Here is a 26,300-nt window from a genome sequence, read left to right as displayed (position 1 = left end):
TTGCCAATCTTAGAGGTTCCGGGGAGGTTTGTTCCTCTCTAATGATTTTTTGGTATTTAAAAATCAAATAAAAATATTTTGAGAAATAAAGCCTTGTTTTGACAATCACTCCTGTTGTTAAGGAGTTTTGCCATGAATCTGCCCCGATTTTTCTCTCGCACCGCCTGGGCCTTGCTGGCCGCGACCTGTGTGCAGGGTGCAGCCATGGCGCAGCAGGATTTTCCGGCTCGCTCCGTCAAGCTGGTGGTGGCCAATGGTGCGGGCAGCGCGCCTGACCTGCTCGCGCGCCAGGTGGGCAATGTGGTGAGCAAGGACTGGAAGCAGGCCGTTGTGGTGGAAAACAAGGGCGCGGCGGGCGGTGTCTCGGCGGTGGATTCGGTCATCAAATCGCCCGCTGACGGCTACACCCTGCTGGTAGGCGGCGACAGCGCCATCACCATCATGCCCAATGTGCAGCGCAACCTTCCTTATGACGTCAAGAACGATCTGGTGCCGGTGACCAAGCTGGGTCAGTCCGACTTTGTGCTGGTGGCCAACCCGAAAAAGGGCTTTAAGACGGTGCAGGACTTTGTGAGCTACGCCAAGGCCCACCCCGGAAAGATCAACTACGCGTCATCCGGCACGGGCGGTGCCCAGCATCTGGCCATGGAGCAGTTCAAGCAGCGCGCAGGCTTTTTTGCCACACATATTCCTTATCGCGGCGGCCCGCAGGGGCTGCAGGATGTGCTGGCGGGTCAGGTCGATGTGATGCTGATTGCCGTGGCTCCGGCGCTGACGCAGATTCAAAGCGGCAAGCTGACGGCGCTGGCTGTGTCTGGCCTGCATCGCCACGCCCTGCTGCCACAGGTGCAGACGCTGGCTGAAACGTACAAGGGCTTTGAAGCAGGTGCCTGGTTTGGCCTGTTTGCCCCCAAGGGCACGCCCGCCGCCGTGGTGCAGGCTATTGCGCAGGACACCGACAAGGCGCTGAAAGACCCCGAGCTGCGCAAGAGCCTGCTGCAGCAAGGCATCACGCCCGTGGGCGAAGGCCAGCAGGTCTTTGCCAAGCAGATCAAGACTGAAGATGTGCGCGTGGCGCAGCTGGTGCGCACCATTGGCTTGAGCGTCGAGTAAGCAGCGTTCAAGCATAAAAAAGCAGCCTGCCAAGGTGTACTTTGCGCAGGCTGCTTTGTTTTTGATAGCGAATCGCGTTTGGCGTATTACTTCGCGTACGGGTCTTCAAACCCCATCTCTTTCATGATGTCGGTCTCATAGGCCTCCATCTCTTCGGCATCTTGCTCGCTGGTTTCATGGTCCCAGCCCTGGGCGTGCAGCGTGCCATGCACCAGCAAGTGGGCGTAGTGCTCTTCCAGCGTCTTGTTCTGCTCCTTGGCCTCGCGCTCCACCACGGGGGCGCACAGCACCAGGTCGGCCATCACGGTGGGTTCTTGCTGGTAGTCAAAGGTCAGCACATTGGTGGCGTAGTCTTTTTTGCGGTACGCGAGGTTGAGCTTCTGGCCCTCTTCGGTGTCGACAATGCGCACGGTGATTTCGGCATCCACGGCCAGTGCATGGCGAATCCAGGTGGTGACCTTGCTGCGCGTCAGCAGCTCGCGGTGGGCTGAGGCTTCGGCGCTGGGGCCGAATTGCAGCGACAGTTGCAGTTGATTTAAAGACATTTTGGCTTGTAGCCCTTATTAAATAAGCGCAATCAGCTATGAAGTTTGAAGCGACGGATGCCCGGACTGTTTCCGGGCATCCGTCCTGTTTGCTTAAAGCTCGTCCGCCGAAGGCAGCGGGCGGGCCGTGCGGGTGCGTGTCTTGGGCGCGGATGTGCCTTCGGTCACGCGGCCACGGGCGTCGTAGGCGTCCACAATGCGGGCCACCAGCGGGTGGCGCACCACGTCAGAGCTGTTGAAGTGGTTGATGGAAATGCCTTTGACGCGCTTGAGCACGCGCTCGGCATCGATCAAGCCGCTGGGCGCACCCTTGGGCAGGTCGATCTGGCTGACGTCGCCGGTGACCACGGCCTTGGCGCCAAAGCCGATGCGGGTGAGGAACATCTTCATCTGCTCGGGCGTGGTGTTCTGGGCTTCGTCCAGAATCACAAAGGCGTTGTTCAGCGTGCGGCCACGCATGAATGCCAGCGGGGCAATTTCCAGCGCATTGCGCTCGAAGGCCTTTTGCACTTTTTCGTAGCCCATCAGGTCGTACAGCGCGTCGTACAGCGGGCGCAGATACGGGTCCACCTTCTGGTTCAGGTCGCCAGGCAGAAAGCCCAGGCGCTCGCCCGCTTCCACGGCGGGGCGGGTCAGCACAATGCGCTGCACGGCGCTGCGCTCCAGCGCATCGACAGCGCAGGCCACGGCCAGATAGGTCTTGCCGGTACCTGCGGGGCCGATGCCGAAGGTGATGTCGTGCTTGGCGATGTTGTCCAGGTACTGCGCCTGGTTGGGCGTGCGGGCACGCAAGTCGGCGCGGCGCGTGGTCAGCTGCGGGGCGTCCAGCGGCGCTTCCAGCATGTCGGTGTCGCCAGCCAGCATCAGTTGCAGGGTATCGTCGGCGACCACGTCATCGGCAATCTCGTAGATGGCCTGCAGCAGCTCGAGCGCCTCGTTGGCCTTGGCCTTGGGGCCATCGATCTTGAACTGCTCATGGCGGTGAGCGATCTTGACGCCAAGTGCGACTTCGATGGTGCGCAGATGCGCATCCGCCGGGCCGCACAGGTGCGTCAGGCGGTTGTTGTTATGGGGTGTGAATGTATGGCGCAGGATCACGCGGATAATTTCTCAAAAGAATGGCCGCACGGTGCGGCAAAGGACTTCAATGATAGGCAAATTGACTGGAACGCTGCTGGAAAAAAACCCGCCCGAGGTGCTGGTGGACTGCGGCGGCGTGGGCTATGAGGTGCAAGTGCCCATGAGCACGTTCTACAACCTGCCTGCCAACGGCAGCAAGGTGGCGCTGCTCACCCACTTTGTGGTGCGTGAGGATGCGCAGCTGCTGTTCGGCTTTGCCACGGCCCGCGAGCGCCAGACGTTCCGTGAACTCATCAAGATCACCGGCATTGGCCCGCGCATGGCGCTGGCGGTGCTCAGCGGCATGAGCATTGATGATCTCGCGGATGCGGTATCGCAGCAGGAAGCAGGGCGATTGGTCAAGGTGCCCGGCATTGGCAAGAAGACGGCCGAGCGCCTGCTGCTGGAGCTCAAGGGTAAGATTGGCGCCGACACGGGCGCGCAGTCGCTGTTCAGCAATAACAACGACCAGAACGATATTCAGCAGGCGTTGATGGCGCTGGGTTACTCGGACAAGGAAGCGTCTGCGGCGTTGAAAAAGCTGCCGCCGGATGTGGGGGTGTCAGAAGGTATCAAGTTGGCTTTGAAAGCCTTGACGAAATGACGGTCTCCCCCTGAGGCGCTGCGCGCCTTCCCCCTCTCTGCTTCGCGGAGGGGGACGACGCCTTCGCCGCGAGGCGGCTCTTGCTTGGCGTCTCTGATCGGGGGGGGCGGCGGTTGTCACCTTACTGCGCGGCGGCGCTTGCTGTCTCTTGCGAAAGGGGCGGCTTTAAGCCTTAGCTGGTGAGCAGGCCGGGGTGAGTGGCGTTGAGTCTGCTGGGCTTACTTGCTCTTTGCCGGGGGCTTGGCGGCTGTGGCGTTGCAGCGTTCGATGACTTTGGACCAGACGGCATAGGTGTGCTCGTCTTTTTGTTCCTCGGTCAGGCCCTCAATGCTTTTGGTGTTGAGCAGCGGCTCCAGCTCTTGCAGGGCTTTTTTCATCTCGTCTGCGCTGGCCAGGCGATCGGCCACATAGCTCTCGCCTGCTGCTGCGTCGGCCAGATCGCGGTACTTCGCACGTTGGGGCACGGAGGCTGGAACTTCACCCTGTGCGTACATATAAAGCAGAAGCGCATGGCTGTTGCAGGTGATCATGCGGTCGGCAAAGGCGCGAGCTTCGGGGGATGGCTGGTGCTCGTTCTGGGCTTGTACCGTACCCCATAGCATCAAGCATGAAATACCCATCAAACGCTTGATGGGTAAGCGGTAGCAGCTCATTTTTTGATATTGCTCTGCAGTTGCTTGACGGCGGCCTGGGTCTGCTGCACATGGGCCATGGGGTCGCTGCTGGTGAGGGCAAATTTCACCTTGCCGTCCTGCCCGATCACATAAGAGATGCGGTCGGCCATGGCCGGGTTGGCGGCGGCTGCGGCGTCGTAGGCCTTGATGGTTTGGGCTTTGGGGTCAGAGGCCACGGCAAACTGGTCGCGGCAGGCTTCGGTGGAGAAGCGCTTGAGCGTGTCGATATCGTCGTGCGACATGCCCACCACCGTGGCATTCATGGCCTTGAACTGGGGCGTGGCCTCGGCAAAGGCATGGGCTTCCACCGTGCAGCCACGGGTAAAGGCCTTGGGGAAGAAATACAGCACCACCGGCCCTTTTTTGAGGGCTGCGCTCATATCAAAGTCAAACGCCTTGCCTGCCACAGCGGCGGGCGTGCTGAAATTTGGGGCGGTGTCGCCCACCTTGAGCGCAGCCTGGGCGGCGGCAGACAGGCAAAGTAGAGCGGCCGTGCAGGCCAGGGTGTGAAAGCGCATGGGAAGGCTCCTGAAATCCATTGCAGCCATTGTGCGCAAGTCAGGCGCCTGCTTGCCGCGAGTGCGCATATCAACTGTGGGATTTTGTTTAACCCTGTATTTTTAATCAGTGTTTATGTCGGGCTTAGGGCACAATTGCCGCCATGACGATTCAAATGGACGAATTTGCGGCCAGCCCCGCTCCCGCCAGAGCCACGCGCAAGGCCCGAGGTGAGGCGACCGAACCCGAGGCCAGCGAGCCGCGTATGGTGTCGGCCGGGCATTCGACCATGGGCGAAGAGGCGCTGGAGCGTGCGCTGCGCCCCAAGCTGCTGGACGAATATGTGGGCCAGGCCAAAGCCCGCGAGCAACTGGAAATCTTTATCGGCGCGGCCAAAAAGCGCAGCGAGGCACTAGACCATGTGCTGCTGTTCGGCCCCCCCGGTCTGGGCAAGACCACGCTTTCCCACATCATCGCGGCCGAGCTGGGGGTGAACCTGCGCCAGACCAGCGGGCCGGTGCTGGAAAAGCCCAAGGATCTGGCGGCGCTGCTCACCAATCTTGAGCCCAACGATGTGCTGTTCATCGACGAGATTCACCGCCTGAGCCCGGTGGTTGAGGAAATCCTCTACCCGGCGCTGGAGGACTATCAGATCGACATCATGATTGGCGAAGGCCCGGCGGCGCGCTCCATCAAGCTGGATCTGCAGCCCTTCACGCTGGTGGGGGCGACCACGCGCGCGGGCATGCTCACCAACCCGCTGCGTGACCGCTTTGGCATTGTGGCGCGGCTGGAGTTTTATACGTCCGAGGAGCTGTCGCGCATCGTCAAGCGCAGCGCCGGTTTGCTCAATGCGCCCATTGATGAAGAGGGTTGCTTTGAAATTGCCCGCCGTTCACGCGGCACGCCGCGTATCGCCAACCGCCTGCTGCGCCGCGTGCGCGACTATGCTGATGTGAAGGGCGATGGCCGCATTACCCGCGAGATTGCCGACAAGGCACTGGCCATGCTGGATGTGGACCCGCAAGGCTTTGACATCATGGACCGCAAGCTGCTGGAAGCCGTGGTGCACCGCTTTGATGGTGGCCCGGTGGGCCTGGACAATATCGCCGCCAGCATTGGCGAAGAGTCCGGCACTATCGAAGATGTGATTGAGCCCTACCTGATTCAGCAAGGATTTTTGCAGCGCACACCACGCGGTCGCATGGCGACAAAGGCGGCGTATCTGCATCTGGGCCTGCAGGCTCCCACAGACGATTCAGCGGCGTAAGCAGGGCCGCAACTCAAAAAACTGGCGCGCCCCATGCGAGAGACATCGAGCAAGGGCCGCCCCGCAGCGAGGATGTCGTCCCCCTCGGGGGGGCGCCCGGCCAGGGGAAGCCGCAAAGCGGCTCAGGGGGGGCCTTAGTTCTGCGGTCCCGCGTTCCAAAACGCCTGAATCACACCAGGCATGGCTTCGATCTGGGTCAGCACCTGGTCCAGCTCATCAGCGTGGACGGCGGTGGCAAACAGCTCGGCCTCGATCTCGCAGTTCTGCGGCGGAATATCGTGCTTGGAAACGGCGCGTACCGGGTAGTTGGCGGTGTCCAGCAGCTCCTGCATGCGTTCGCGCACATCAGCCTGCACATCGCGCTGGCAGATGGCATAGACGTAGTAGGTGGCTTCGCTGGCATGCTCGGCCACGGGGTGGCGGTCTATGTAGTTCACCACGGGGCGCAGCAAGGTATTGCTGGCCAGCACAAACAGGGTGGCAATGGCCGCCTCGGGCAGCATGCCCGCACCTGCACAGGCACCTACGGCGGCAGACCCCCACAGCGTGGCGGCGGTGTTCAGGCCGGTGATGTTGGCGCCTTCTTTCATGATGGCGCCCGCACCCAGAAAGCCCACGCCAGAGACCACATAGGAGATCACCCGCGTGGAGCCGTCAGCCCCCGAAATGCGCATGGCCAGATCCACAAAAACGGCAGCGCCCACAGCAACCAGCGTATTGGTGCGCAGGCCTGCAGTGCGCTGGCGAATCTGCCGCTCCAGACCAATGATGCTGCCGCAGATGAAGGCTACCGTCAGGCACAGGATGGTGTTCAGCGTTGAGAGCAGATGAAAGTTTTGCAGGGCTTGCATGGGGTGAGCGGTTTCTTCTGAACGTTGGGGTGACAGGCGAGCTGTCTGGGCTCCAGCTCGGGGAAGGAGCATAGAGCTTTCAGATGACAGCTGGGTTTTGAGTTGGGAGGGCTGCTTTGTCAATCTGCCTTGAATGCGCGATAGAGGCCGCGCAGCCAGGTCTTGGGGCGGGTGCTGCGTGTGCCTGTGGACAGGCCTGCGCCACGCCACTGGTGGCGCATCTGGCGGGGCAGCTGGTTCAGCACGGATTCGCGCTGGCGCGGCTCCAGCAGCGACAGAGCATCGTCACGCTGGCGTGCGGGCAGGGCGGCGAGTACGGAGGCAAACTCGGCATTTTCACGATTCGACCCCAGGTGGCGCAGCACCTCGGTGTGGCGAAGCTCCAGTGCGCGAACAACAGCCTGTTGCAGGCCTTGCTGTGGATGGGCAGCGGTATGAATTGAGCGCAGGCTGGGCTGCAGAAGGTGTCGCATGGGCTAACTCCTTAGAGCCGCTAACACAACCCTTGATACGTCGTTGCTTCGCCTTGTCGTACTCTTGTACTGCCTACGGCTTCGCGCCTCGTCTCAAAAGCAAACCTGCGGTTTGCTGGGTGGTGTTAGCCGCTCTTTATAGGCCGTGGCGGCCGGAGTCAGCCAGGGACTTCAGTCCGTGGTGCTGATGCAACCGGCCCTCAGGGCGTGTGAGAACAATGGGTGCGCGCACCAGCTTTGGCCGGCGAACACGCACGCAGCAATGGCAGACACCTGCGCGTGTGCAGCAGGTGTGCAGCAAGATCGGCTAGGGTCGGGGTCCATGCGTGTTCCTCGATAGATTGAAAAATCTCCGCAGCCAAACGGGCGCGGGCCGGGTCATGTGCGCAGCTCAGTCGGCGCGACGGTGAGCGCGCTGCGTGAGCAAAAAGCTGCGAATGCGGTGCGTGGGCCAGTGGGTCTGGGCGTCGAGCACCGCCGCTTGCTCCAGAACCTGGGGCGTGCGCAGCGGCGCAGGCATGGCAGTGGCCTGCGTCTGGCTTGGGCGGCGAAACTGGCACATGAGGCGTGTGAGTTGATGGCGCATGGCGTACTCCTTCTTGTCGGGCAGGAACGGAACGCACAAGTTCTCAACAGCTTCGCTTGCGGGCATGAAACAGCCGCGCAAAACATGTCGATTTTTCAGTGTTGCATCAGCACTGCTGGCAGCTTGCCATCAAGAATGGCACGCGTCTGCAAGACCTGAAGGCCTGGAAGCAGGGGGGGAGGATGCGAGCGAGAAGCATGGAGCGGGTGGGTCGATGACCACTCCCCGATCCTGAGGGAGTCTGTCAGCGAACCAGATTCGCAGCCATTGCGGCAGGCGATAAATCACTGGTTGAACTGGCACTGTCCACGTGGGGACTCCTGAATTTGCAATCCTGCGATTATCGCCGCCAAGAGGCCTGGGGTCAACCCTTGGGCCTCTCGGCGTTGTGCTGCGCGGCCTAGCCGTTCAAGGGGCTGGTGTGCCAGAAAGCGCCTTTGACGCCGCTGACCTGCTCCATCTCGGTGGTGATGGCGTTGAGCTGCTCGGCGCGGGCAATGGTAGTCATCAACAGCACCTCGATTTCGGTGTCGTTGGCACCCAGCGCATGCTTTTCGGTGGAGCGTGCGGCGTAGCCGGAGCTGTCCAGCAACTGCTGGAGTTTGGACAGGGTCTGGGCCAGCGTGGCGCGCTCGCACACCACATAGAGGTGGTAGTTGGCCTCGGTGTCGTCGGTGCTGGTGGGGCGGGTGTTGATGTAGAGAACCAGGTATCGCAGCAGCGTATTGGCGGCCAGCACAAAGAAGGTAACCAGGCCCGCCTGCACCCACAGGTCTGCGCCGCACATGGCTCCCACGGCGGCGGAGCCCCAGAGCGTGGCGGCGGTGTTCAGGCCCATGATGTTGGCGCCTTCTTTCATGATGGCGCCGGCGCCCAGAAAACCTACACCCGAGACGATATAGCCGGAGATATAGCTGGCTCCCTGAGGGCCTTGAAGGTGCAGGCCCAGATCCACAAAAGCGGCGGCTGCAATGGCGACCAGTGCATTGGTGCGCAGGCCTGCGGTGCGTTGGCGCAGTTGCCGCTCAACACCGATGGCTGTGCCAAAGGTGAATGCAAACACCAGACTCAGTAGCGAGTCCAGGATATCGGTGAGCGCAAGGTGCTGGGCAATTAGCATGTTCGAATCTTATGACGCAGGGGCGTTCGCCAATATTGCAGATGCGGTATGTGCGGGCTGAATTTTCTCTCGTGCATTCAGGTAACTCATCAGGCAGCCCGCCACAATCAGTGCCTGCGCGATGTAGTAGCTGCTCAGCACCCAGATGGCGGCCCAGGGCAGGGGCTGCACAAAGCGGTTGATGGCCAGCACCGAGTCGCTGAACATGAAAAAGCTGGCGCCCAGTGCCACCAGCAATGAACTGCGTGTGCACAGCTGCTGATGGCGGCTCCAGGCCTGGGCGGCCATCAGCGCGATGACACAGACATAGGCCGCCACAGGCGCGCGCATGGCGCTGGGCAGGCCATGGGTCCAGAGATAGGCATACATGGCGATGCCAATGGCGGCAATCCCGCACAGCGCCCGGCGGTCGGTGAACCAGCGCGCATCGCTGCCAAACAGCACGATGTAGCAGACATGGGCCAGTAAAAAGCTGACGAGGCCGGGGATGAACAGCCCATCCAGCATCAGGCAGACATCACCACCGAGTGAAAAAACAATAGCTGCTGCCAGCAGTGCAGTCTTTCTTGTCGAGGCTTTTTGCTCTGATGTGCTTACAGATTGAGCGCAAGCAGCTATGCAAACAAGAGCAAACACCATGGTGGCAGGCTTGAAAAACCGGTGCCATTCATGCAATTCCAGCGCAGCCGTGGCGGTGGCCAGTGCGCCGCTTTGCAGCATCAGCGCCATCCACAGGCTGATGCGGCCCTGCATGGCCGCGCCCAGAGCCCATTGTCCGGTCAGCAGCACGGCAAACCAGATCAGATTGGTGGCAAGCGGTGCCTGATCGGCTTGCCACAGGAATACGGCAGTGCCCGCGATCAAAGCGGTGAACTGCACGCTGGCAAACCAGCGCAGTGGCGCACTCATGGGCGGCGAATAAATGATGCGGTGAGCGTCCAGATCAAACACTGGCTTGGGAAAGCGCTGCGCCACATCGGCAGGGCGCCAGCCCGGCGGCTTGAGCCAGACGCGAATCTTGTCCAGCGCGCTGCGGGCATGCCAGCTGTCATGCGCCAGCTGCCGGTAGACGCTGACATTGGCCCATAGCGGGTCCCAGCTCTGCAGCAGGCCGCGCGTGCCATACACGCAGGGCTCTTCATCATCTTCTGTTTTATAGGTGCCAAAGATGCGATCCCAGATGATGAGAATGCCGCCGTAGTTCTTGTCCAGATACCGGTCGTTGACGGCGTGATGCACACGGTGATTGCTGGGTGCGCAGAACCAGCGGTCGAACCAGCCCAGCTTCTTGACCTGCTCGGTATGCACCCAGAACTGGTAGAGCAGATCAATCAGCCCCACCACGGCAAACACCAGCGGCGGCACGCCCGCCAAAGCCATGGGCAGATAAAACACCCAGCCCAGCAGCGCGCCAGAGCTGGTCTGGCGCAGTGCGGTGGAGAGGTTGTAGGCCTGGCTTTGGTGGTGCACGGCATGGGCCGCCCACAGCACGCTCACTTCATGGCCCATGCGATGTAGCCAGTAGTAGCAGAAATCGTAGAAGACCAGTGCCAGCACCCAGCCGGGCAGGCTGGTCCAGAACACATCGACCTTTATCAACGACACATGACTGGCCACGAAGGTGTAGATGCCCAGCGTCAGCAGTTTGGTGAAGACGGCGCTGGTCTGGCTCAGCACCCCCAGGTTCAGCGAGCTGATGGCATCGGCCAGTGCATAGGCGTTGCGCCCGCGTCTGAGGCTGATGGCCCACTCAATCGCAATCAGAACGAAAAAAACCGGGCTGGCCAGAACAATGATTTGGCTGGGTGTGGGCATGGACCTCCATTCTGAGGTCGTGCCTTGCCTGCAGGCTTGGCGTCAACCCTAGCGCGATGGGGTGGCGGGTTGGAATGTTTGAAGGCTCAAGGGTGAATCAGGATTGCTAAGTATTTCCTGTTATGGCAAGCACTGAGGTGCTCTGGGATAATTGCAGGCCTGCCCATCTGCCGGAGGGCGTATTCAAATTTACCGGCCTGTACAGCGATGCTGCGATACCAGGACATGCCTTGGGCGCCAGCGGGACTGATCTCTTGCTGCATGCCCATGCCCACACCTCGTCGCACTTTTGTTGCTGCCGCCGCTTTGCTGGCAGCAGGTTTCTCCGCTACTGCCGCCATGGCATCGGGCAATGCATGGCCCGCAGCCAAGCCCATCACGCTGATTGTGCCCTTCAGCGCGGGCGGCAATGTGGACACCACGGCCCGACTGATCGGCCAGAAGCTGGGCGAGCGGCTGCACCAGTCCGTCGTTATCGACAACGTGCCCGGTGCCGGTGGCGTGCTGGGTGTGAGCAAGGCCGTCAAGGCTCCTGCTGACGGTTACACCCTGCTGATGGGTTTTGATGGCCCCATCAGCATCGCCCAACTGGTGAACTCTGCCGTCAAGTATGACGCTGAAAAAGATCTGATTCCTGTGGGCCTGACCACGATTGCGCCCGTGGTGGCTGTGGCCCGCCCCGGCCTGCCTGCCCACAATCTGAACGAGCTGATTGCGCTGGCCCGCTCCAAGCCCGGCTCGCTGACCTATGCCACATCGGGCGTGGGCACCATGCTGCATCTGGCCATGGAAATGCTGCAGGAGCGCGCCAAGATCAAGCTGGTGCATGTGCCCTATCGCGGCGGCGCGCAGATCACCAGCGATGTGATGGGTGGTCAGGTCGATATCGGCATGCTGACCACGGTCAGCGCCGTGCCCATGGTTCAGCAGAAAAAGCTCGAAGGTCTGGGCGTGACATCGGCCCGGCGCATCGATGCCATCCCCAATGTGCCGACCTTTGGCGAGACAGCAGAACTCAAGGGCTTTGACCTCAACACCTGGACAGGCCTGTTTGTGCCCGCCAAGACGCCGCAGGCCGTAGTCATCCGTCTGGCGACTGAGCTGGACGCCGTGCTTAAGCTGCCCGAGGTAAAAAAGCGACTGGAAGACGGCGGCGCCACACCAGGCTCCGGCACGCAGGCCAGCTTTGTGCAGTTCCTGAAAAAGGAAAAAGCGGGCTATGCCCAGATCGTGAAATCCGCCCATATCCAGGCGGAATAAGCCATGGCCGCACCGCTGAACCCCGTCCACGCCGAAATCCACCCGCCCGTGCTGCCTGAGGTGGCCGCCATTGCGCAGGACATGCTGGCCTTGCGTCACGACCTGCATGCCCACCCTGAGCTGGCCTATGAAGAGCACCGCACGGGCGACATCGTGGCCGCCAAATTGGCCGAATGGGGTTACACCGTGCACCGTGGTCTGGGCGATACCGGCGTGGTGGGACAGTTGCGCTGTGGCAACCACGAAGGTGGCAAACGCCTGGGCCTGCGCGCCGACATGGATGCGCTGCCCATCCGTGAAACCACCGGCCTGCCGTACGCCAGCCGCCACGACGGCAAGATGCACGCCTGCGGCCACGACGGCCACACCGCTACGCTGCTGGCGGCAGCCAAGGTGATTGCAGAGTGCAAAGACCAATTGAACGGCACCATCAATCTGATTTTTCAGCCCGCCGAAGAAGGCCATGGCGGCGCGCAGAAGATGGTCGATCAAGGGCTGTTTGAGCTGTTCCCTTGCGACGCGCTCTACGCCTTTCACAACGAACCCGGCTACCCCGCAGGCCAGTTCGGCTTTCGCGCGGGCGTGATGTATTCCAGCTCGGACACGGCCATCATTACCATCCGCGGCAAGGGCGGCCACGGTGCTATGCCCCATGTGGCGGTGGACCCCATCGTCGTGGCCTCGCACCTGGTGCTGGCGCTGCAGACCATCCGCTCGCGTGAGATCGACCCCAATGACATGGCGGTGGTCACCATTGGTGCCATCCATGCGGGCGATGCACCGAATGTGATTCCCGAAACCTGCGAGCTGCGCGTGACAATTCGGGCGCGCTGCCCCGAAGTGCGCCAGCAGCTGCGCGAGCGCATCACCGCCATGGCCCATGCCCAGGCCGCTGTGCACCGCGCCACGGCCGAGGTGGACTACAAATGGCGTTACCCGCCCGTCATGAATGAACCGGCCGCTACCGATTTTGCAGTGGGCGTGGCGCGTGAATTTCTGGGCGAGGAATGGCTGATTCCCAACCTGCAGCCGCTGCAGGCCAGCGATGACTTCGCCATCATGCTGAACCAAGTCCCCGGTAACTACTTCATCGTGGGCAATGGCATGGGCGAAGGTGGCTGCATGGTGCACAACGCAGCGTATGACTTCAACGACAACTTGCTGCCCGTGACTGCTTCGTACTGGGTGAAATTGGCAGAGACCTATCTGCGCCACGACTGAGTTTTGTATGAGTGAAATTGCATCCGTGGCCGACCTCTCCGGCCAGAACCTGCCCGGCTTTGACGCCACCACCGACTACTGGCAATCCATCGTTACCGAGGCAGAGCTGAGCCAGTCGCCGCTGCCGCCCTATGCCCAAAGCTACCCGGCGCGTTTGCCCGATGGCCGTTATCTGGTGCTGCCGCTGCGCGGCATGCCTTCCAGTCCAGAGCGCTGTGTGGCCTCGTTGATTGCCAACCAGGCATCGATGGAAGTGGTGGAGCAGCTGGCGCTGCACATGGCCGAGGCTGCAAAGCAATATGCTTTTGATGTGGTGGTGGGCCTGCCCACGCTGGGCCTGGCTTTTGCGCCGCTGGTGGCCAAGCATCTGGGCCACAGCCGCTATGTGCCGCTGGGTTATTCACGCAAATACTGGTACCGCGATGAGTTGTCGGAGCCCGTCAGCTCCATCACCACGCCGGGCAAGGGCAAGCTGCTGTATATCGACCCGAACCAGCTGAGCCTGATTGCCTGCAAGCGCGTGCTGGTGGTGGACGATGCGGTCAGCAGCGGTACGACCATGGTCTCTGGCATCAAGCTGCTGGAGCGTTGCGGCGCAGAAGTGGCTGCAATTGCCGTGGCCATGCGTCAGGGCACGCAGTGGCAGCAAAAGCTGCTGCGCATCGATGGCAGCGCCATCCCCGTGGTGGGCGCTTATGACTGCCCGCGCATGGAGCGCCGCGCCGACGGCTGGTGGCCCGAAGGCTCCTGATTGCATAGCTGTCAGTGCCATTGCAATCTGGGTTTCATCGTTGTTTGATGTTGAAACTTAGTATGTGTATGCGCTAGCTACTATGGGTTTGCTAGCGCTGCGTTAAGCTGCTTCTCCCATTAAGGAGATTTTCATGCTTGCTGAACTCAAGGCATTGCTGGCCGATGCTGCGCTGCAGGACTGCGATCCGCCGCCGGCCGTGGACTATCGGCTGTTCTTCGACGGCAATGCCGACGAGGAATCGCTGGCGCCCAACCAATGGGGCTACGGTCGTCCGCCCATGGCCGAACTGTATGCGCGCTTTGCACAGATCGCGCAGCGCCCCGAGGTGGAGCGCGTACTGGTCGGGCTGCATGACGATTGGAATCATCCGCTGTTTGCCGATGGCTTCCCGCCTGCAGAAAACGTGCATATCTTCACCACGGCCAGCGCTGCCGAGGCTGAGGCATGGATAGGCGGGCTGGAGGCCGATGGCGTCATCGAAGGCTGGCCCTATGGCAAACCCTGCAACGCGCCCGAGCCGTCGGCCGGTTATGCGGTGCTGTCCGTCTGCTGGGACTGAATCAGCTTAAAGCGCCACGCCCATCCACGGTAAAGATGCGCTCGACCACACCCTTGAGCCGTCCGCCGCGCACGCCAATCATGTAGTCGTGCAGGTTCACGGTGGGGTCGCAGTGGCCGGGAATCAGCCACAGCGTATCGCCTAGAGCTGGCAGCCAGCCGCTGGTGTTGCCTGCTTCGGCGTCGGGGTGCAGCACGCCGTGTTCATCGCCACCGTTGGCAAAGCGCAGCGCGTTTTCTGCTGGCAGAGCGTGCAGGCGCGGCAGGCCGGAATCAATGGCGTGGGCCTTGTGGCCTGCATCGCAGACGGCGTGGTCAGCGCTGACGGACATGACCTGGGTTTTGACGTACAGCGCATGCTCGAACATGGGCTGGGCCGCGTCGCGCTGGTTGGCGGCGTAGTCGGCATCCATGAAGAGAAATGAGCCGGGCTGGATTTCGCCATACACGCCGCTGGCCGCTTCGTTGACCATGGTGCCGGTGCCTGCGCCGGTAATCAGCGGAATGCGAATCATGGCGTGGTCGCACTCATGGCGGGTGCGGTTGACGAGCTTGAGCACCTGCTCGATGGCAGCCTTGCGCTCTTCTGCGCTGCGCAAATGCTGGGCTCCACCATGGTAGGCCTGCAGGCCTGCAAATCGCAGGCTGGCATGGGGTTTGATGGCGTTGATCAGCAGCACGGCGTCTACGCCGGGCTCTACACCGCAGCGGTTTTGCCCCACGTTGATTTCAATCAGAACATCAATGGCCGCGTCGCCCGCCTGCGCATCCTGCATGGCCTGGGCCAGGCGGGTGCTGCCTTCTTCACTGTCCACGCAAATGGCCAGACGCCCGCCTTGTGCATTCAAGGCCTTGGCCAGCGCAGCCACGCGCGCCAGCTTGCCGGGGGCGATGACTTCGTTGCTGATGAAAATATTGGTGATGCCGCCTGCGGCCAGGGCTTCGGCTTCGCTCACTTTTTGCACGCAGTGGCCGATGGCACCGGCGTGCTCCAGCAGGTGCGCGATATGTGCAGATTTATGCAGCTTGGCATGCGGGCGCCACAGCACGCCTTGCTGCTGAGCAAAGCGGGCCATGCGCTCGATGTTGCGGTCCATGGCGTCCAGGTCTATGACCAGGGCGGGCGTGTCTATGCGTTTGACGGCCTGGCCGACCAGAGCTTGCAGGTGTTCAGGAATGTGCTTCATCTCGGCTGCCTTGCTGAAGGTGTGCGGTATCTGCCCAGCCTACCAAAGACAGGCCTTCCGGTGTCCACAGCAGGCGGTTGATGGCGCAGTTGGTCAGCTCCCAGGTGCGCGGGGTCTGAAAATCCTGGCGTGTGGCCATGCGGTACAGCACATCCATCACGCCGCCGTGGGCGGTCAGCACAATTTGCTCGCCTTCATGCTGGCTGGCAATACGGTCCACGGTGCGGCTGATGCGCTCGCGCAGGGCCAGCAGGGAATCGCCGCCTCCGGGCGGGGCATAGGCGGGGTTGCGGGTGCGCCAGAGCTGGGCGTCTTCAGGCTGGCTGGCTTCCACATCCTTGAAGGTGCGGCCCTGAAAGTCGCCAAAGCAGCGCTCGCGCAGGCCGGCATCGGTGTGCAGCGGCGCGCTTGTGGTGCGGGCAATGGCTTGCGCCGTGACATGGGCGCGCTGCAGGTCGCTGCTGTAGATGGCGGCAATGCTTTCATCGGCCAGCGCCTGGGCGGCCTGCTCGGCTTGCCACAGGCCGATGTCGTTCAAAGGAATATCCAGATGGCCCTGGATGCGGCCATCGACATTCCAGCTTGTCTCTCCGTGCCGGATGGCAATGATGCGCGTGGCATGCATGGCTATGACGCGTTCAGCGTGAGTTGTTCTTAGGCTGCCATTGTCTTGCAAACAAAGTGTGTCTTAGCCTATGTTTTGGGCTTTGCTGCACAAATGCCAGCGGGTGCTGATGGCTTACGCAAGGAATGCGGCGACTTCCACAGGGCTGAGATAGCGCTTGAAGATTGCATGCGGGTTCTGTGCATCATGGCAGGGGCTGGTAAAGCCCGACCAGCCGCGGCGCGGGCCGCTGTCGCTGTCCAGCGCAATCAGCACACGCTTGCCGTGGCGCATGGCAAAGCTGCGCAGGGGTGCTTCGCCAAAGGCCCAGGCCATGGGGTTGACCAGTGTGCCCTGTGCATAAGCGCTGGCCTGAAGCCACTGAAACAGTGCAGAGTCTGAGTCTTCTTCCTCCGCATGGCTGGTTGGACTGGTCAGGAGCGCAGGCCGAATGTTCAGCGCCTTGGCATGTGCGCGAATCACGCCTTGCAGCATTGAAAACGCATGAAACCCATTGTTGGCCGCATGCACTCTGGCCACAAAGCCGGTGCGGGAGGTTGGCAGCACCACGACCAGCTCGTCCTCGTAGCTGATGGCGGCAGCCTGTATCGGGTAGTACAGCTGCTCCAGCGGCAGGCTGTCGTTGCAGTACATGGGCTCAAGCATGGCTTGCAGACGGGTCTGTGCAATGAACGCCGCGTGGTTGCCTTCATCGCGCAGCACCATGGTCATCACCGGCAGCACCAGCCATTCAACAGCCTGCTGCAAGGCTTCGATTCCGGCGCGCTGAGGTGCGGGCAGAGCCTGCAGGCGTTGCTGCACCTGATGCCAGATTTCAATGTCCTGCGGGTCAGGTTCCGGGTCTGCGCGGGTATCGGCTGCGCAAAAGGGCTGCAGTTGCTGCAACCAGTGATCGAGCAACTGCAGGCAGACGGGAAACAGAATTCTGGGGTCTGCACCATCTTCAACCAGCGAGCCGCCCATCAGTGCCAGCAAGGCCGCGTTCTGGGCTGGCAGCTCTGGCAGCAATGCAGCGCAGGCCTGCAGAGCGGCGGCAGTTTGTGCAGGCTGGTGGGCTTGCTGCAAGAACGCCTGCATCTGCGGCTGGGCAAAGAAGGCCTGGGCTGGGTCTTGCCCCGGGGTCTGAGGCAAGGGCTGGCGCAGCAAGGCCAGCAGGTCTGCGGAAATTTCAAAGTTTGCAGGGCTCATGGCCGCTTATCTTATGCGCCATGAAAAAAAGGCCTGCAACAAATAGTGCAAGCCTTTTAGGGGTGCAGCGCTTATGTATCAAGCGCTATCTGCTATCTTTTTTAGATAAGTGACTTGGCGTTGTCCAGCACAAAGTCGCAAGCCTTTTCTTTCAGGTTGCTCTTGATTTTGTCCATGCTGAAGCTCTGGCCGTTGTTGCCCTTGATCATGCCCATCAGGCCGTCCTGATAGCCCTGATCCTTGGGTTGCTCCTGCTGGCCCAGGCCCAGCTTGCCCAGCAGCTGGTTCTTGACCTCGGCCGCCTTGTCGGCGTTCAGGTAGTTGTTCTTCATGCAGTAGGTGATGACGCCGGCTGCGTTGCTGGCAGTGCCAGAGCCGGTGAGGCCACCCAGGCCCAGTGCCGACAGTGCGGAAGAGCCGCCTACTGCGCTGCCACCCGAACCACTGCCCAGCAGTCCGCCCAGACCCGAGGAGCTGCTGCTTTCCGCGGCACTGCCGCCGCCCAACTGGCCGCGCAGTGCGTCACCCAGGCCGCCAGCGTGTGCGCTGACCGCACCAGCAGCCAGCGCTGCGCAGATCAGGGTGGAGAGAGCAAATTTCTTCATGACCATCATCCTTTCCATTGCTTGCAGCCGCCGGGGCTGCAGTTCAAAGAGGCTGCACGTTAGCACGCGGGCCAATATACAGGTGTGGAAGATTGCAAATTAACGTGCAGGAACCGGAGTCACCGTTGCGGGCAGCACGGGCTGGGGTGATGGGGCCGGTGTTGCGGGTGCTCCAGGTGCTGTTGCGGGTGCGGCCGGTGGCATGCCTGCGGGCTGAATCACCGTGCGCACATTGCGTGCACCTTGCGGCGGCTTGGGGAAACCGGTCAGCGCAGCATCGAACAAGATACCGAAGATGGCCGGGTCATCCGTCCACACATCCTGACGCTGGGCCGAGGTTTCATAGACGATCTGCTGGGTCTTGATGTCGCGCATGACGACGCTGACGGCACGGTAGTACTCCAGCGGTGGGCCGTCCATCATCATGCTGCCGCCAAAGCCGAAACCACGACCAAAGCCACGGCCGTAGCTCATGCCCCAGCCCCAGCGCGGGCCCCAGGGGTCGTAATAGGGCCAGCTGGCGTAGTCACGGGCATAGCGGGCCACGGCGCTGATCTGCACCACCACGCTGGGGCGCGAGTCATCACGCGTCATGCCCACACGGGCCAGCGCCTGCTGGGCCTGGGCTTCCACGGCGGGAAAGTTCACCTGGCCTTGCTGAGAGGGCAGGGTTTCCAGGCGATACGTGGGCGGCAGAGGAATGCCGCCCAGCGATGAAAAGCTTTGCACCGTGCTGTTGACTTCACGCACCGTGCTGCAGCCAGTAAGCAAGGCCGTGGCAGTCAGGGCAATAACGCCAATCCAGCGAAAGGATGTGTTGCGCAGGTTCATGGTGATGCTTTCGATACAACAAAGGCCCATGAAGATGGGCCTTTGCTTGGACTATGAAGTCCGGTTTTGGTTCAAAAGTCCGCTCAGGACAGTTGTACCACCTGCATGCCGCCGGGCAGGGCAGCCATGGTGGGCAGCTCTTCATGGTCAAACGCCATGTCGCCATTCGGGTCGGCAATGCCAGTAGCCTTGGCGCCCTTGAAGTCGTGCAACTGGGGGTCCATCATGTGCGTGGTCACGATATTGCCCATGGCGCGGAACATGCTTTCGATGCGGCCGGGGAATTTCTTTTCCCATTCGCGCAGCATCTCGCCAATGGCCACGCGCTGCAGGCCGTCCTGGCTGCCGCACAGGTTGCAAGGGATGATGGGGAAGCCTTGGTACTGCGCCCAGCGGGTGGTGTCCTTCTCGGGCACATAGCACAGGGGGCGAATCACCACATGCTTGCCGTCGTCGCTCACCAGCTTGGGCGGCATGCCCTTCATGCGGCCGCCGTAGAACATGTTCAGCATCATGGTCTGCACGATGTCATCGCGGTGATGGCCCAGGGCCACCTTGGTGCAGCCCAGCTGGTCGGCCACCTTGTACAGAATGGCACGGCGCAGGCGCGAGCACAGGCCGCAGGTGGTCTTGCCCTCGGGCACGACGCGCTTGACGACGCTGTAGGTGTCCTGATTTTCGATGTGATAGTCCACACCGATGCTCTCGAAGTACTCGGGCAGGATGTGCTCAGGGAAGCCGGGCTGCTTCTGGTCCAGATTCACGGCCACGATGTCGAACTTCACGGGCGCGCGCTTTTGCAGCTTGCGCAGAATGTCCAGCAGGGTGTAGCTGTCCTTGCCGCCGGACATGCAGACCATGATCTTGTCGCCTTCTTCAATCATGTTGAAGTCAACAATGGCCTTGCCCACTTCGCGGCACAGGCGCTTTTCCAGCTTGATCTGTTCGCGCTCGATCTTGATCTTGCCGGGCTTGGCGGCTTCTTCGCCAGCGGCGGCGGTTTGAGCGGCGGCTGCGTCAGCGGCTTCGGCCTCTTCGGCAATCCAGGGGTTGTCGTTTACTGCATTCATGGGGTTCACCATTGTCCGGTTTCGATGCGAATGGCTACTTCGCAGTCGTCAAAAATTTCCAGCTTCGCAATTTTCACACGCACGCCGCGTACGCCGGGCAGCTGCATCAGGCGCTGGGCCAGTTTGCCGATCAGGCTCTCCAGCAGGTTCACATGCTCTGCTGTGCACTCGTCGATGATGATCTGGCGCACCTTGCGGTAGTCCAGCACATGAAGAATATCGTCATCGCGTGGAGCCAGGGGCTGGGGGCCGAGGTTGAGTTCGGCATCGACCTGGATGGGCTGAGGCTCCTGTTTCTCGTGAGCGAGTATGCCCAGGCTGGCATCAAAGCGCAGCCCGTTGAGCGTGAGAATCTGTTGACCGGAAGTGGAAGTCATGGAAAAAAGCAGTGCGGCCCAGAGGCCTCACATCATCGAAAAATCACGCTCAAAGCGTTGTAAGTGCTGGCCGCCATCGACCAGCAGGGTGGTACCCGTCATGGCACGGTTTTCCAGTGCAAAGCACACGGCGGCGGCAATGTCTTCGGGCGATGACGAGCGGCCCAGCGGGCTCATGGTGTGCAGGGCCTCGAACTTTTCCTGGCTCAGCATATGGCTGGTCAGGGTCAGGCCGGGCGCCACGCCCACCACGCGCACCAGCGGCGCCAGGGCCAGAGCCAGCATGGTGTTGGCGGCTTCCAGTGCGGCTTTGGAGAGTGTGTAGCTCAGAAAGTCGGGGTTCTGGTTCCACAGCTTCTGGTCCAGCACATTCACCACGGCACCATGCGCGGCATCGTCGCCAGCGGCCACACGCTCTTGCATGTGGGCATGCAGCGCCTGGGCTAGCAGGATGGGCGCGCCCGTGTTGCTGCGCAGGTGCGCCTCCAGGGCCACATAGCTGAAGCTCTGGGCATCGTCATGCTCGAACAGCGAGGCGTTGTTGACCACGGCATCAATGCGGCCAAAGTGCCCCACCACGCGGGGCACCAGTGAGCGCACGGAGTCTTCGTCAAAGAAATCCGCATCAAAAGCCGCACTATCGCCCGATATGGCTGCGCATTCAGCTACGGTTTGCATAGCGTCATCGTGCGAATCACGGTAATGCACGGCCACCTGCCATCCCGCGCGGGCGAGAGCCAGGGCCATGTCACGACCCAGGCGACGGGCAGAACCAGTCACCAATACTGTGCGTAGTCGGGTGGGTGAGGACATTCGTGGAAAATGCGGTTTGTGACGACAGAACCCTCAAGTTTAACGAGCGCCTTGCAATCCCGCATTGCCAAGGAAATTGCCGCCGTGGGCGGCTGGTTGCCTTTTGACCGATTCATGGAGCTGGCGCTCTATGCGCCGGGCCTGGGCTATTACGCCAATGAAACGGCGAAATTCGGGGCCATGCCAGAGTCGGGAAGCGACTTTGTGACAGCGCCTGAAATTTCGCCTATTTTTGGCCAGTTGGTGGCGTCCCAGCTGCGTGAAGCGCTACAAAAAACGAATACCCATGAGATCTGGGAATTCGGCGCCGGTACCGGCGCGCTGGCGCTGCAGATTCTGGACGAGCTGGCAGCGCAGGGCGCATTGCCCCAGCGCTACACCATCGTCGATCTGTCCGGCACGCTGCGTGCGCGCCAGAAGCTGGCGCTGGCCAAGTATGAGCATCTGGTGCGCTGGGTGGACATGCTGCCGGACGCCATGGAAGGCGTCATCATCGGCAACGAGGTGCTGGATGCCATGCCGGTGCAACTGCTGCAGCGCACCAAAGGGCAGTGGTACGAGCGCGGCGTGGTCATGAACGGTGAGGAATTTGCCTGGGAAGACCGCACCACCGACTTGCGCGCACCTGTGGATATCGGCGGCCCGCATGATTTTCTGACCGAGATTCATCGCCAGGGCGAGGCATTTATCCACACCCTTGGCGAGCGATTGACCCGGGGTGCTGCTTTTTTCATCGACTACGGCTTTGGCGAGAGCGAGTACTACCACGAGCAGCGCCACATGGGCACGCTGGTCTGCCACTATCAGCACCAAGTCGATAGCGACCCGCTGGTGCAGGTGGGTCTGAAAGACATCACGGCCCACGTTAATTTCACCGGCACAGCGGTGGCCGCGCAGGATGCGGGCTTTGAAGTGCTGGGCTACACCACGCAGGCCTATTTCCTCATCAACTGCGGCCTGGGCCCGAAGCTGGACGCCGCCAGCCTCAAGGCACGCTCCATGGCCTCCAAACTGGTGATGGAGCATGAAATGGGCGAGTTGTTCAAGGTCATCGCCCTGAGCAAGGGCGTGGAACCCTGGGTGCCGCAAGGCTTTGAGCAGGGCGACCGCATGCATCGGCTGTAACCCCCTGCGCGGCTGCGCCGCTTCCCCCAAGGGGGACGGCAAGCTCGCGGCGGGGCGGCTGTCTCTGAATTGAAGTGCGCCAGTAACTATCTAAATTGATAGCTGCTGGCGCTTTTTCCTTCTAGGCTAGAAGCTCAAAACACTGATGTTTTACATTCAGCGCTTGACCAGGCTGCCGTTGCGCACATCGTAGGTTTTGCCATCCACCAGGTTGATGCGATAGATCTCGCGCAGCACATTGCCGGAGAAGCTCAGCTCCACCACGCTCAAGGTGTCGAGTGTGGTGGCAAAACCGGCGGGCAGCACTTTGTTGAGCTGGGCCGCCGTGTCGTTCATGGCGCGTTCGATCTCTGGCGTGAAAGGCGTTTCGCTGTAAACCAGTGTGTTGTGCGGGTTGTGGCTGCTGACCAGCTTGCCGTCCTGCATCTGGTTGATGCCGCTGACGCCCACGGTCTGCACCATGGTCTTGGCTGTATCGCCCATGCGCGCATAGACAGGGCCGGTCACGCGGGGCAGCGGGCCGTCACGCAGCGGTGCCATGGCCACAGTGGCGCGGGTGTTGAAATCCATCATGGCGGTATAGGCCGCGCCGCTCTTGACCACGCCCAGGTCCAGCCACCAGGGCTTGCCCGCGCCCTTGGCGGCTTCGGTGGTGTAGAAGGTCTTCATCTGCACATCCTTGAGCACGGGCGGCAGTGCTGGCAGGGCGGCCAGCATCTTCTGCGGGGTGGCTGGGTCTGCGCTGTGGATATGCACCACGGTGATATGGGGCAGGTTGAAGGTATTGGCCTCTTGCGTGAGCTTGAGCTTGTGCAGCTGGGCATTGACGACGGGCGTGACCTGGCTGTCCATGATGACCATGGCATCGGCAGGCAGGCGGTAGACCAGACCGTAAGTGGTGTGGTGGGCGCGGAACTGGGCGCTGCTCAGCGCGCTGTTGTCAATCTTGCCGCTGCTGGCGGCAGTGGAGGCTGGCGAGGTGCCGCAGGCGCTCAAAGTCAGTGCCAGGGCCAGTGCAGAGGTCAAGGAAATCCAGGATGGAGTGTGCATGAGACGCGTCTTTAGGAGGGTGTGCAGAATTTTGTGTAAACGGACAATCCACCGCCGGCGCAAGCCGGCCTATCCGTAAGCACAATGAGCACCAAGAAACACGACGTACCCGAAGAACTGCTGTCTGGCCTGCTGGCCAACTACAAGAAACCCGAAGACCTCATCGGCGAGAACGGCCTGCTCAAACAGTTGACCAAGCTGCTGGTGGAGCGAGCCCTGGACGCCGAACTGACCGAGCATCTGGGCCACGAACGCAACGAAGCGGTAGCCAACACCACTGGCAACACCCGCAATGGCAAGAGCAAGAAGACCCTCAAGGGCGATTTCGGCGAGTTGCCCATCGAGGTGCCACGTGACCGCCATGGCAGCTTCGAGCCCCAACTCATCCCCAAGCACCAGACCCGCTGGGCCGGCTTCGACGACAAAATCATCTCGCTGTACGCCCGCGGCATGACGGTGCGCGAGATACAGGCCCACCTAGAGGAGATGTACGGCACCGAGGTCTCGCCCAGCCTGATTTCCTCGGTGACCGACGCCGTGGCCGATGAGGTCAAGACCTGGCAAGCCCGCCCGCTCGATGCAATCTACCCCATCGTCTATCTGGACTGCATCCATGTGAAGGTGCGCGAGGGCGCTGTGCGGGTCAAGGCGGTGTACCTGGCCATCGGCATCACCATGACGGGCGAGAAGGAGGTGCTGGGCCTGTGGCTGGCGCAGACCGAGGGGGCCAAATTCTGGCTGCAGGTCGTGACCGAGCTGCGCAACCGGGGCGTGCATGACATCTTCATCGCCTGCGTCGATGGCCTCAAGGGCTTCCCTGAAGCCATTGAGGCCGTGTTTCCCAGGACAGTGGTTCAGTTGTGCATCGTGCACATGGTGCGCCACAGCCTGAACTACGTCTCGTGGAAGCGTCGCAAAGAAGTGGCCGCAGACCTGAGACGCATCTACACGGCCGCCACCGCCGAGGAGGCCGAGCTGATGCTCGGTGAATTCGAGCAGCGCTGGGATGCCGAGTACCTGCCCATCGGCCAGTCCTGGCGCAGGAACTGGAGCCGCTTGACCCCGTTCTTTGACTACCCGCCGGAAATCCGCAAGGTCATCTACACCACCAATGCCATCGAGTCGGTGAACATGGGCCTGAGGAAGCTGACCAAGAACCGGGGCTCGTTCCCCAGCGACGAGGCGCTGACCAAGCTGTTCTACCTGGCCCTGCGCAACATCAGCCAGAAGTGGACCATGCCCATCCGGGATTGGAAGGCTGCGCTGACCCGCTTTACCATTCAGTTCGGAGACCGCATTTCCATCAATTGAAGTCCGAACCGTTTACACAAAAATTCGGACACGCCCGTCTTTAGTCGTTCAAGGGCTAGAAAACGGGCCAGCGTCTCTTGGTGTTGTTCTTGAAGCAAGTTCCCGCAATGACTGCTGCAATGTAGGCAGGCTTTATGTCTGCGCTGTGACGTGCCATGTCGCCTCACGCCAGCGGCACGAGCGGGCAACTCGTACACTTGCCGCCATGATTCGCTGGTTGATCGTCATTTTTCTGGCCCTTTTGCTCATCAATGGTCTGCACTCCTGGCTGCAGCGCATCGGGCTGGGCAGGCTGCCGGGCGACTTTCGCTTCAAAATCTTCGGGCGCGAGTTCTTTTTGCCCGTTGCCAGCACCGTGGTGCTCAGTCTGGTGGCCGCGCTGATTGCACGTTTTGTGAAGCTGTAGTTCAAGCCATGGCGCGCTGGACGACTTGAATCCTGGCCCATTGGCTGCAAATAACCCGAAGAACCCTTAAAGAGCCACTGCGCTCTGCTGGAATCTCAAGAAAGGTTGCTCATGTCCGAATCCGTTCACTACGTCTGCCCCCACTGCCACACCACCAACCGCATTGCCAGAGACCAGCTGAGCCATAACCCGGACTGCGGCAGCTGCCATCAGCCACTGATGACGGGTGAACCTGTGGCGCTGGATGCAGACAGCTTTGCCAAACACGCAGGCCGCAGCCAGCTGCCCGTGGTGGTGGATTTCTGGGCGCCCTGGTGCGGCCCCTGCCGCATGATGGCGCCTGCTTTTGAGCAGGCCGCCCAGCAACTGGCCGGGCAGGCACAACTGACCAAGCTCGATACCGAGGCTTATCCACAGGTCTCGGCGCCCTTTGGCATTCGCAGCATCCCGACCATGGTGATCTTCCAGGAAGGCAAGGAACTGGCCCGCATCTCGGGCGCCATGCCTGCAGGGGAAATCGTGCGCTGGATCAAGTCGGTCACGCCCTGAGGCGCTATTGCTCCTCTTTCTTCGGGATGGAACGATGTCGTCACTTAGGCGGCTCTTTCTTGACGCCTCAGATTGGTTCTTTGCACGTTTCTGGGCGAAAGCCTTTCAGCAGCGCAAGTCTTGAAAGGCTTTTCGTGCCTTATGAAGCTGAGCGATTGCTTTTGTTTTGTCCTCAGTGGAACCTTGAGCCGCATTCTGGCGCAGTTGCGGTAATGCTTGGTCGAGCAGGCTGCAACTGTGCTTTGCCAGAGGCGTCAGGTTCTCCCGTCGCTTGGCAACTTCCGGGTCATCGGGCGCTTTGGATGCCAGCGGTCTGACATTGGCTGCGTTACTGCGGTCAAGCTCGGCCTTCAAGGCGTCCATATCCTTTTTGTGTTGTGCGCTCGTCTTGTCCGTGCTTTGCGTCGGAGTGGTGTCGATGGCCTTGGCGCCCAGACATGGCTCGTGTGAATAAGTCACCTTCCCATTGGCCTCACAGCGGTAAACCTGCTGGCTCATGGCAGACAGTGCGGTGCACAAAAGAGCAAGAGTCAGCAGTCTGGTGTTCTTCAAGGCTTGTCTCCCTATGTTGGATATATGTGGCAAGTAATTGCAGCTCAAATTTGAGCATTGCCGTTGCCTTTCATCTGCGGGAAGTTCCCAAGGCCAGATGGAGGATGCCGGTGCCGTGTCGTCGCAATATTCTTTCGAATATTTTGACGA

30 protein-coding genes are annotated in these 26,300 nt (G+C 61.2%); 11 read left to right on the top strand and 19 right to left on the bottom strand.

Annotated elements, in window-relative coordinates:
* Nucleotides 1-132: 132 nt before the first annotated feature.
* Entirely contained in the window at nt 133-1,113 is a 981-nt protein-coding gene (locus JDW18_RS19625) for a Bug family tripartite tricarboxylate transporter substrate binding protein (RefSeq protein ID WP_218241259.1), read from the top strand.
* 86 nt (nt 1,114-1,199) lie between these two features.
* On the opposite strand, the gene ybeY is transcribed toward JDW18_RS19625, so the two are convergent.
* Both ybeY and JDW18_RS19615 read right to left on the bottom strand, forming a co-directional pair.
* The gene (gene ybeY / locus JDW18_RS19620) at nt 1,200-1,658 is read right to left on the bottom strand and encodes an rRNA maturation RNase YbeY (protein ID WP_218241258.1); all 459 of its coding nucleotides are present in this window, start codon (nt 1,656-1,658) and stop codon (nt 1,200-1,202) included.
* Nucleotides 1,659-1,751: 93 nt separating this feature from the next.
* The gene (locus JDW18_RS19615) at nt 1,752-2,756 is read right to left on the bottom strand and encodes a PhoH family protein (protein ID WP_218241257.1); all 1,005 of its coding nucleotides are present in this window, start codon (nt 2,754-2,756) and stop codon (nt 1,752-1,754) included.
* Between the two features lie 49 nt (nt 2,757-2,805).
* On the opposite strand from JDW18_RS19615, the gene ruvA reads away from it, so the two are divergent.
* Nucleotides 2,806-3,381 (top strand): Holliday junction branch migration protein RuvA, encoded by a 576-nt coding sequence (ruvA, locus tag JDW18_RS19610; protein WP_218241256.1) that lies wholly within the window; start codon nt 2,806-2,808, stop codon nt 3,379-3,381.
* 218 nt (nt 3,382-3,599) lie between these two features.
* Here the strand turns inward: ruvA and JDW18_RS19605 are convergent, their stop codons facing one another.
* Both JDW18_RS19605 and JDW18_RS19600 read right to left on the bottom strand, forming a co-directional pair.
* Nucleotides 3,600-4,034, bottom strand: a complete 435-nt coding sequence (locus JDW18_RS19605) for a hypothetical protein (protein WP_218241254.1) — start codon at nt 4,032-4,034, stop codon at nt 3,600-3,602.
* The gene (locus JDW18_RS19600) at nt 4,031-4,573 is read right to left on the bottom strand and encodes a peroxiredoxin (RefSeq protein ID WP_218241253.1); all 543 of its coding nucleotides are present in this window, start codon (nt 4,571-4,573) and stop codon (nt 4,031-4,033) included. Before JDW18_RS19600 ends, JDW18_RS19605 begins: the two co-directional genes overlap by 4 nt.
* Nucleotides 4,574-4,716: 143 nt before the next feature.
* Between JDW18_RS19600 and ruvB the strand changes: the two genes are divergently transcribed.
* Nucleotides 4,717-5,823 (top strand): Holliday junction branch migration DNA helicase RuvB, encoded by a 1,107-nt coding sequence (gene ruvB / locus JDW18_RS19595; RefSeq protein WP_218241252.1) that lies wholly within the window; start codon nt 4,717-4,719, stop codon nt 5,821-5,823.
* Nucleotides 5,824-5,957: 134 nt separating this feature from the next.
* Here ruvB and JDW18_RS19590 read toward each other — a convergent pair whose 3' ends face one another.
* From JDW18_RS19590 to JDW18_RS19570, 5 genes are all read right to left on the bottom strand, one after another.
* Nucleotides 5,958-6,674 (bottom strand): MgtC/SapB family protein, encoded by a 717-nt coding sequence (locus tag JDW18_RS19590; protein WP_218241251.1) that lies wholly within the window; start codon nt 6,672-6,674, stop codon nt 5,958-5,960.
* Between the two features lie 119 nt (nt 6,675-6,793).
* Nucleotides 6,794-7,147 (bottom strand): hypothetical protein, encoded by a 354-nt coding sequence (locus JDW18_RS19585; RefSeq protein ID WP_218241250.1) that lies wholly within the window; start codon nt 7,145-7,147, stop codon nt 6,794-6,796.
* Between the two features lie 391 nt (nt 7,148-7,538).
* The gene (locus JDW18_RS19580; protein WP_218241249.1) at nt 7,539-7,733 is read right to left on the bottom strand and encodes a hypothetical protein; all 195 of its coding nucleotides are present in this window, start codon (nt 7,731-7,733) and stop codon (nt 7,539-7,541) included.
* Between the two features lie 400 nt (nt 7,734-8,133).
* The gene (locus JDW18_RS19575) at nt 8,134-8,853 is read right to left on the bottom strand and encodes an MgtC/SapB family protein (protein WP_218241248.1); all 720 of its coding nucleotides are present in this window, start codon (nt 8,851-8,853) and stop codon (nt 8,134-8,136) included.
* A 9-nt stretch (nt 8,854-8,862) separates the two neighbouring features.
* Nucleotides 8,863-10,668, bottom strand: coding sequence for a lysoplasmalogenase family protein (locus tag JDW18_RS19570; protein ID WP_218241247.1), 1,806 nt, complete (start codon nt 10,666-10,668; stop codon nt 8,863-8,865).
* A gap of 267 nt (nt 10,669-10,935) precedes the next feature.
* Between JDW18_RS19570 and JDW18_RS19565 the strand changes: the two genes are divergently transcribed.
* The 4 genes from JDW18_RS19565 (at nt 10,936) to JDW18_RS19550 (ending at nt 14,462) form a co-directional block, all read left to right on the top strand.
* Entirely contained in the window at nt 10,936-11,928 is a 993-nt protein-coding gene (locus JDW18_RS19565; protein ID WP_218241246.1) for a Bug family tripartite tricarboxylate transporter substrate binding protein, read from the top strand.
* Nucleotides 11,929-11,931: 3 nt separating this feature from the next.
* Nucleotides 11,932-13,149, top strand: coding sequence for a M20 aminoacylase family protein (locus JDW18_RS19560; protein ID WP_218241244.1), 1,218 nt, complete (start codon nt 11,932-11,934; stop codon nt 13,147-13,149).
* Between the two features lie 7 nt (nt 13,150-13,156).
* The gene (locus JDW18_RS19555) at nt 13,157-13,900 is read left to right on the top strand and encodes a phosphoribosyltransferase (protein WP_218241242.1); all 744 of its coding nucleotides are present in this window, start codon (nt 13,157-13,159) and stop codon (nt 13,898-13,900) included.
* Between the two features lie 133 nt (nt 13,901-14,033).
* Nucleotides 14,034-14,462: a hypothetical protein gene (locus JDW18_RS19550; protein ID WP_218241241.1), complete on the top strand. Its 429-nt coding sequence runs from the start codon at nt 14,034-14,036 to the stop codon at nt 14,460-14,462.
* 1 nt (nt 14,463) lies between these two features.
* On the opposite strand, the gene JDW18_RS19545 is transcribed toward JDW18_RS19550, so the two are convergent.
* The 8 genes from JDW18_RS19545 to JDW18_RS19510 form a co-directional block, all read right to left on the bottom strand.
* On the bottom strand, nt 14,464-15,648 hold the full coding sequence (locus JDW18_RS19545; RefSeq protein WP_218241240.1) for a DSD1 family PLP-dependent enzyme: 1,185 nt from the start codon (nt 15,646-15,648) through the stop codon (nt 14,464-14,466).
* Complete coding sequence (locus JDW18_RS19540; RefSeq protein WP_218241238.1) at nt 15,632-16,273, bottom strand: histidine phosphatase family protein; 642 nt, start codon at nt 16,271-16,273, stop codon at nt 15,632-15,634. The genes JDW18_RS19545 and JDW18_RS19540 overlap by 17 nt, the downstream gene beginning before the upstream one ends.
* Before the next feature lie 114 nt (nt 16,274-16,387).
* Nucleotides 16,388-17,461 (bottom strand): hypothetical protein, encoded by a 1,074-nt coding sequence (locus JDW18_RS19535; protein ID WP_246610100.1) that lies wholly within the window; start codon nt 17,459-17,461, stop codon nt 16,388-16,390.
* A 101-nt stretch (nt 17,462-17,562) separates the two neighbouring features.
* Nucleotides 17,563-18,066 carry a YjjA family protein gene (locus JDW18_RS19530; protein ID WP_218241236.1) on the bottom strand — a complete coding sequence of 168 codons (504 nt, stop codon included), beginning with the start codon at nt 18,064-18,066 and terminating at the stop codon, nt 17,563-17,565.
* 99 nt (nt 18,067-18,165) lie between these two features.
* Nucleotides 18,166-18,897 (bottom strand): DUF4136 domain-containing protein, encoded by a 732-nt coding sequence (locus JDW18_RS19525; RefSeq protein ID WP_218241235.1) that lies wholly within the window; start codon nt 18,895-18,897, stop codon nt 18,166-18,168.
* Between the two features lie 83 nt (nt 18,898-18,980).
* Nucleotides 18,981-19,979, bottom strand: coding sequence for a tRNA 2-thiocytidine(32) synthetase TtcA (gene ttcA / locus JDW18_RS19520; RefSeq protein ID WP_218241234.1), 999 nt, complete (start codon nt 19,977-19,979; stop codon nt 18,981-18,983).
* Nucleotides 19,973-20,344 (bottom strand): dihydroneopterin aldolase, encoded by a 372-nt coding sequence (locus JDW18_RS19515; protein ID WP_218241233.1) that lies wholly within the window; start codon nt 20,342-20,344, stop codon nt 19,973-19,975. The genes ttcA and JDW18_RS19515 overlap by 7 nt, the downstream gene beginning before the upstream one ends.
* Nucleotides 20,345-20,371: 27 nt before the next feature.
* Nucleotides 20,372-21,157 (bottom strand): SDR family oxidoreductase, encoded by a 786-nt coding sequence (locus tag JDW18_RS19510; protein ID WP_218241232.1) that lies wholly within the window; start codon nt 21,155-21,157, stop codon nt 20,372-20,374.
* 9 nt (nt 21,158-21,166) lie between these two features.
* On the opposite strand from JDW18_RS19510, the gene JDW18_RS19505 reads away from it, so the two are divergent.
* Complete coding sequence (locus tag JDW18_RS19505; protein ID WP_218241231.1) at nt 21,167-22,282, top strand: class I SAM-dependent methyltransferase; 1,116 nt, start codon at nt 21,167-21,169, stop codon at nt 22,280-22,282.
* Between the two features lie 156 nt (nt 22,283-22,438).
* Here the strand turns inward: JDW18_RS19505 and JDW18_RS19500 are convergent, their stop codons facing one another.
* Nucleotides 22,439-23,332 carry a hypothetical protein gene (locus JDW18_RS19500; RefSeq protein WP_218241230.1) on the bottom strand — a complete coding sequence of 298 codons (894 nt, stop codon included), beginning with the start codon at nt 23,330-23,332 and terminating at the stop codon, nt 22,439-22,441.
* 84 nt (nt 23,333-23,416) lie between these two features.
* Here JDW18_RS19500 and JDW18_RS19495 point away from each other — a divergent pair, with 84 nt between their 5' ends.
* From JDW18_RS19495 to trxC, 3 genes are all read left to right on the top strand, one after another.
* On the top strand, nt 23,417-24,643 hold the full coding sequence (locus JDW18_RS19495) for an IS256 family transposase (protein ID WP_218239608.1): 1,227 nt from the start codon (nt 23,417-23,419) through the stop codon (nt 24,641-24,643).
* A 205-nt stretch (nt 24,644-24,848) separates the two neighbouring features.
* Nucleotides 24,849-25,049: a DUF2905 domain-containing protein gene (locus JDW18_RS19490; protein ID WP_218241229.1), complete on the top strand. Its 201-nt coding sequence runs from the start codon at nt 24,849-24,851 to the stop codon at nt 25,047-25,049.
* Between the two features lie 111 nt (nt 25,050-25,160).
* The gene (trxC, locus tag JDW18_RS19485; RefSeq protein WP_218241228.1) at nt 25,161-25,598 is read left to right on the top strand and encodes a thioredoxin TrxC; all 438 of its coding nucleotides are present in this window, start codon (nt 25,161-25,163) and stop codon (nt 25,596-25,598) included.
* Between the two features lie 105 nt (nt 25,599-25,703).
* On the opposite strand, the gene JDW18_RS19480 is transcribed toward trxC, so the two are convergent.
* The gene (locus JDW18_RS19480; RefSeq protein WP_218241227.1) at nt 25,704-26,150 is read right to left on the bottom strand and encodes a DUF4124 domain-containing protein; all 447 of its coding nucleotides are present in this window, start codon (nt 26,148-26,150) and stop codon (nt 25,704-25,706) included.
* Between the last annotated feature and the right edge of the window lie 150 nt (nt 26,151-26,300).

The sequence above is a fragment of the Comamonas fluminis genome (assembly GCF_019186805.1).
GTDB classification, from domain to species: domain Bacteria; phylum Pseudomonadota; class Gammaproteobacteria; order Burkholderiales; family Burkholderiaceae_C; genus Comamonas; species Comamonas fluminis.
The sequence above is the reverse complement of the archived record's forward strand: the minus strand, read 5'-3'. Positions and strand labels throughout refer to the sequence as shown.